The organism is Brevundimonas diminuta ATCC 11568 (assembly GCF_000204035.1).
In the GTDB taxonomy this organism is placed as follows: Bacteria; Pseudomonadota; Alphaproteobacteria; order Caulobacterales; family Caulobacteraceae; genus Brevundimonas; species Brevundimonas diminuta.
Genome location: NZ_GL883086.1, coordinates 1642913 through 1648020, shown reverse-complemented (window position 1 = coordinate 1648020; position 5108 = coordinate 1642913). Strand labels below are relative to the sequence as shown.

Sequence of the window (5108 nt, the reverse complement as noted above, 5' to 3'; positions counted from 1 at the left end):
GCTGCGCGGCGAGTGGCGCGCGACCGCCGCCGAACTGGCCGCCGAGGCCGCCCTGCTGGTGCAGCCGGGCGATGTGGTCATGGTCAAGGGCTCGAACGGGTCGAAGGCCTCGCTGGTCGCGGCCGCGCTTGCAAATCTCGGCGTGGCCGAACAAGAGGCGCGCGTCGCCGCCGAGGCCCAAGGGAAGTCCGCCTGATGTTCTATCTGCTCTATCTCTACTACGCGGACATCGCCCAGGAATATCCGCTGCTGCACCTGATCCAGTATCAGACGGTGCGCGTGGCCCTGGCCATGGCCACGGCCATGATCGTGGCGGTCGCCATGGGCAGCCGCTTCATCAACTGGATCCGCGCCAAGCAGGGCCGGGGCCAGCCGATCCGCGACGACGGCCCGGTCTCGCACCTATCCAAGGTCGGCACCCCCACCATGGGCGGGCTGATGATCCTGGCGGGCATCGGCGTGGCCGTGCTGCTGTGGGGCGACCTGACCAACCCCTATATCTGGATCGTCTCGGGCGTGACGGCGGCCTTCGGGGTGCTGGGCTTCATCGATGACTACGCCAAGGTGACGAAGCAGACCTCGGCCGGGCTGACGTCCAAGCAGAAGCTGTTGGCCCAGACGGTCGTGGCCGTGATCGCCGGGGTGCTGACCGTGCTGTGGATGACCCATTCCCCGACCTCGCCGGGGCTTGAGACCTCGATCGCCTTCCCCTTCCTGAAGGCGGTGCTGCTGAACATCGGCTGGTTCTATGTGGCCTTTGCGGCCTTCACCATCATCGGGTTCTCGAACGCGGTGAACCTGACGGACGGGCTGGACGGCCTGGCCATCGTGCCGGTGATGATGGCGGCGGGCGCCTTCGGCATCATCTCCTACCTCGTCGGCAACTTCCTGTTCGCGGACTATCTGCAGGTCCACCACGTGCCCGGCGCGGGCGAACTGGCCATCTTCTGCGCCGCCATCATCGGCGGGGGCATGGGCTTCCTGTGGTACAACGCCCCGCCGGCCAAGATCTTCATGGGCGACACCGGCTCTCTGGCTCTGGGCGGCGCCCTGGGCTCGATGGCCGTGGCGACCAAGCACGAGCTGGTGCTGGGCATCGTCGGCGGCCTGTTCGTGGTCGAGGCGGCCTCGGTGATGATCCAGGTCGGCTACTTCAAGCTGACCGGCAAGCGCATCTTCCTGATGGCGCCCATCCACCACCACTTCGAGAAGATGGGCTGGCCGGAATCGACCGTCGTCATCCGTTTCTGGATCGTCGCCGCCATGCTGGCGCTGCTCGGTCTGGCCACGTTGAAGCTGCGTTGAGCCGATGATCCCCGTTCCCGGCTTCGAGGGGCGTCGCGTTGCGGTCTTCGGCCTGGGGCGGTCGGGGATCACGGCGGCGCGCGCGCTGCAGGCGGGCGGGGCCATCCCCGTGCTGTGGGACGACGGCGTCTCGGGTCGGATGCAGGCCGAGGCGGAAGGCTTCCTGGTCGAGGATCTGACGCGGGCCGACTGGTCCGGGTTCGCCGCCCTGGTGCTGTCGCCGGGCGCGCCGCTGACCCATCCCAAGCCGCACTGGAGCGTCGAGCGCGCTCATGAGGCGGGCGTGCCGGTCATCGGCGATGTGGAGCTGTTCGCGCGGGCGCTGGCCGCCTTGCCGCAAGGTGAGCGGCCGCGCGTGGTCGCCATCACCGGCACCAACGGCAAGTCGACGACCACGGCCCTGATCGGTTGGGTGCTGAAGCAGGCGGGCCTCAGCGTCCACATCGGCGGCAATATCGGCATCGGGGTGCTGGCCCTGCCGGAGCCGACGGCGGATGCGGTCTATGTGATCGAGGTGTCGTCCTATCAGCTGGATCTGACGACGGGCTTCGCGCCGGACGTGGCCATCCTGACCAATGTGTCGCCGGACCATCTGGACCGCCACGGCGGGATGGAGGGCTATGTCGCCGCCAAGCGCCGGATATTCCAGGCGCAGGATGATGAGGCGCTGGCGCTGGTCGGCGTGGATGAGGAATGGGGCCGGAAGGCTGCCGCGGACCTGCGGGCGCAGGGGCGGCGGGTCGAGACGGTGCTGAGTCTTCCTTCTCCCCTTGTGGGAGAAGGTGGCTCGCGCAGCGAGACGGATGAGGGGTTGCTCCCCGTGTCCGACGGCGCTGCTGTTTCCTCTGTCGGCCAAACCCCTCATCCGAGCCCTTCGGGCCCACCTTCTCCCGCAAGGGGAGAAGGGTATGGGGCGGCGGCGGGGGTGTTGACGGCGGGCGGCGACGTGCTGGCCGATCTGACCGCCGCGCGATCCTTGCCCGGTCGTCACAACGCACAGAACGCGGCCTTCGCCTATGCGACCGCGCGGGCGCTGGGCGTGTCGCATGAGGCGGCGGTCGAGGGCCTGTTGAGCTTCCCCGGCCTGTCGCACCGGATGGAGGCCGTCGGGCGGCTGGGCTCCGTGCGCTTCATCAACGATTCCAAGGCCACCAACGCCGACGCCGCGCGGCAGGCGCTGGCCTCCTACCCGGCTGTCTTCTGGATCGCGGGGGGCAGGGCCAAGGACGGCGGCATCGAAACCTTGCACGACCTCTTCCCGCGCGTGACCAAGGCCTATCTGATCGGAGAGGCGGCGGACGCCTTCGCCGTCACTCTGGCCGACACGCCGCACGTCGTGGCGCACACGATGGAGCGGGCCGTCGAACTGGCCGCCGCCGACGCGGCCGCAGCCGGGGGCGAGCAGGTGGTGCTGCTGTCGCCCGCCTGCGCCAGCTTCGATCAGTTCCCCGATTTCGAGGTCCGGGGCGAGGCGTTCCGCGCCGCCGTCCTGAGCCTGGGCGCACGGCCGGAGCCCGCCGCATGACCCACAACAGCTACAGTCATCCCTTTTCGCGCAACGACCAGAGCCTGATCGCGCGCTGGTTCTGGACGGTGGATCGCGGCCTGCTGGGCGCGGCGCTGACGCTGGTGGGGCTGGGCGTGGCGCTGAGCTTCGCCTCCAGCCCGGCGGCGATCCTGGCCGATGAATCGATCAGCGATCCCTTCCACTATTCGTGGCGGATGATGCTCTTCTCGACCATGGGGCTGATCGCCATGCTGAGCGCCTCGCTGCTGTCGCCGCGCGGGGTGCGGCGGATCGCGGTGCTGGCCCTGTTCTGCGCCATCGTGGTCATGGCGGCCCTGCCTTTCATCGGCGACACGGTGAAGGGGGCTGCGCGCTGGATCAACCTGGGGCCGTTCAGCCTGCAGCCGTCCGAGTTCGCAAAGCCCGGCCTGATCGTCTTCGCCGCCTGGATGTTCGCCGAGGCCCAGAAGGGCGAGGGCGTGCCCGGCGTCAGCATCGCCTTCGGCCTGTGGGCGCTGACGGTCGGCCTGTTGCTGATCCAGCCGGATATCGGCCAGACCTTGCTGATCACCACGACCTTCATGGCCGTCTTCTTCATGGCCGGGGTGCCGCTGAAATGGGTGGCGGCCCTGGCGGCGGTCGGCGCGGGCGGGGTGGTGTCGCTGTATTTCATGTTCAGCCACATGCGCGACCGCCTGAGCCGCTTCCTGTCGCCCGAGACGACCGACACCCACCAGATCGACCGCGCGTCCGAGGCGATCCGCGCCGGGGGCCTGGTCGGGCGCGGCATCGGCGAGGGGGTGATGAAGCGCCACGTCCCCGACCTGCACACCGACTTCATCTATTCCGTCGGGGCCGAGGAGTTCGGCCTGGTGCTGTCGCTGATCATGATCGGGCTTTACGCCTTCATCGTCATTCGCGGGATGAGGAAGGCGATGAAGCTGAACGATTCCTTCGAACAGACGGCGGCGGCGGGGCTGTTCATGCTGATCGGCCTGCAGGCCTGCATCAACATCGCGGTGAACCTGAACCTGATCCCGACCAAGGGGATGACCCTGCCCTTCATCAGCTATGGCGGGTCGTCCATGATGGCCATGGGGCTGACGATGGGCTTTGCTCTGGCCCTGACCCGGCGTCGTCCGGGCGCCTATGAACTGGGGTCGAACGTCGCCCCGCGTCGTCGCCTGCTGCCGTAAGAGAGCACCATCCATGAACAAGGTCTGCGTCGTCGCCGCCGGGGGCACCGGCGGCCATATGTTCCCCGCCGAGGCGCTGGCCCGCGAGATGGCGGCGCGCGGCTGGCGCGTGGTGCTGGCCACCGACAGGCGCGGCGAGCAGTACGCCCACGCCTTCCCCGCCGAAGAGCGGCTGGCGCTGGATGCGGCGACCGGGCGCGGTCCCATCGGTCTGATGAAGGCCGGGCTGGCGATCCTGAAGGGCGTGGGGCAGGCCAAGGCGGCGTTCCAGCGCACGGGCGCGGACGTGGTGGTGGGCTTCGGCGGCTATCCGTCGGCGCCGGCCCTGCTGGCGGCGGTGACGACGCGCCGCCCGACCGTCATCCATGAGCAGAACGCCGTGCTGGGCCGCACCAACCGCTATCTGGCGCCCAGCGTGGGCGTGATCGCGGCGGCCTTTCCCACGCTGGGCCGGGCGCCGGACAAGGTGAGGGATCGCGTCCAGCTGGTCGGCAATCCGGTGCGGCCGGACATCCGCGCCCTGTTCGACCGGGCCTATGCCGCGCCGGTCGAAGGCGGACCGATCCACGTGCTGGTGACAGGCGGCAGCCAGGGCGCCCGCATCCTGTCCGAGACCACGCCGCGCGCGCTGGCGGCCCTGCCTGAGGCCATCCGCAACCGTCTGCAGGTGCAGCAGCAGTCGCGGCCCGAGACGCTGGAGACCGCGCGCCAGATCTACCTCGACGCCGGGATCGAGGCCGAGGTCGCCCCCTTCTTCCGCGACATGGCGGATCGGCTGTCGAAGGCGCATCTGGTGATCGGGCGGGCCGGGGCCTCGACCTGTTCGGAGCTGGCGGTGGCGGCCCTGCCGTCGGTGCTGATCCCGCTGAAGATCGCCATGGACGACCACCAGACCCTGAATGCACGGGCCCTGTCCGAGGCGGGCGCGGCGAAGGTGATCGCCGAGGACGACCTGACGGTCGAGAGCCTGACGGCGGCGTTGACCGCCATTCTGTCCGATCCGGCGGGGCTGGCGGCCATGTCGGCGGCGGCGCGATCCGTGGCGATCCCGGATGCGGCGCAACGGCTGGCGGATCTGGTGGAGGCGGCGGCCTCCTGAA

At 69.5% G+C, this 5108-nt stretch carries 4 protein-coding genes and 1 pseudogene; all 5 read left to right on the top strand.

Annotated elements, in window-relative coordinates; all coding sequences use genetic code 11:
- Positions 1 to 196: pseudogene (locus BDIM_RS11845) on the top strand (hypothetical protein); the annotation flags it as partial.
- Entirely contained in the window at positions 196 to 1305 is a 1110-nt protein-coding gene (mraY, locus tag BDIM_RS11840; RefSeq protein WP_003165834.1) for a phospho-N-acetylmuramoyl-pentapeptide-transferase, read from the top strand. The pseudogene BDIM_RS11845 and the gene mraY, both read left to right, overlap by 1 nt.
- 4 nt (positions 1306 to 1309) lie before the next feature.
- Complete coding sequence (locus tag BDIM_RS11835; RefSeq protein WP_040345978.1) at positions 1310 to 2830, top strand: Mur ligase family protein; 1521 nt, start codon at positions 1310 to 1312, stop codon at positions 2828 to 2830.
- Positions 2827 to 4008 (top strand): putative lipid II flippase FtsW, encoded by a 1182-nt coding sequence (ftsW, locus tag BDIM_RS11830; RefSeq protein WP_003165833.1) that lies wholly within the window; start codon positions 2827 to 2829, stop codon positions 4006 to 4008. The genes BDIM_RS11835 and ftsW overlap by 4 nt, the downstream gene beginning before the upstream one ends.
- A 13-nt stretch (positions 4009 to 4021) precedes the next feature.
- Positions 4022 to 5107: an undecaprenyldiphospho-muramoylpentapeptide beta-N-acetylglucosaminyltransferase gene (gene murG, locus BDIM_RS11825; RefSeq protein WP_003165832.1), complete on the top strand. Its 1086-nt coding sequence runs from the start codon at positions 4022 to 4024 to the stop codon at positions 5105 to 5107.
- Position 5108 lies beyond the last annotated feature (1 nt).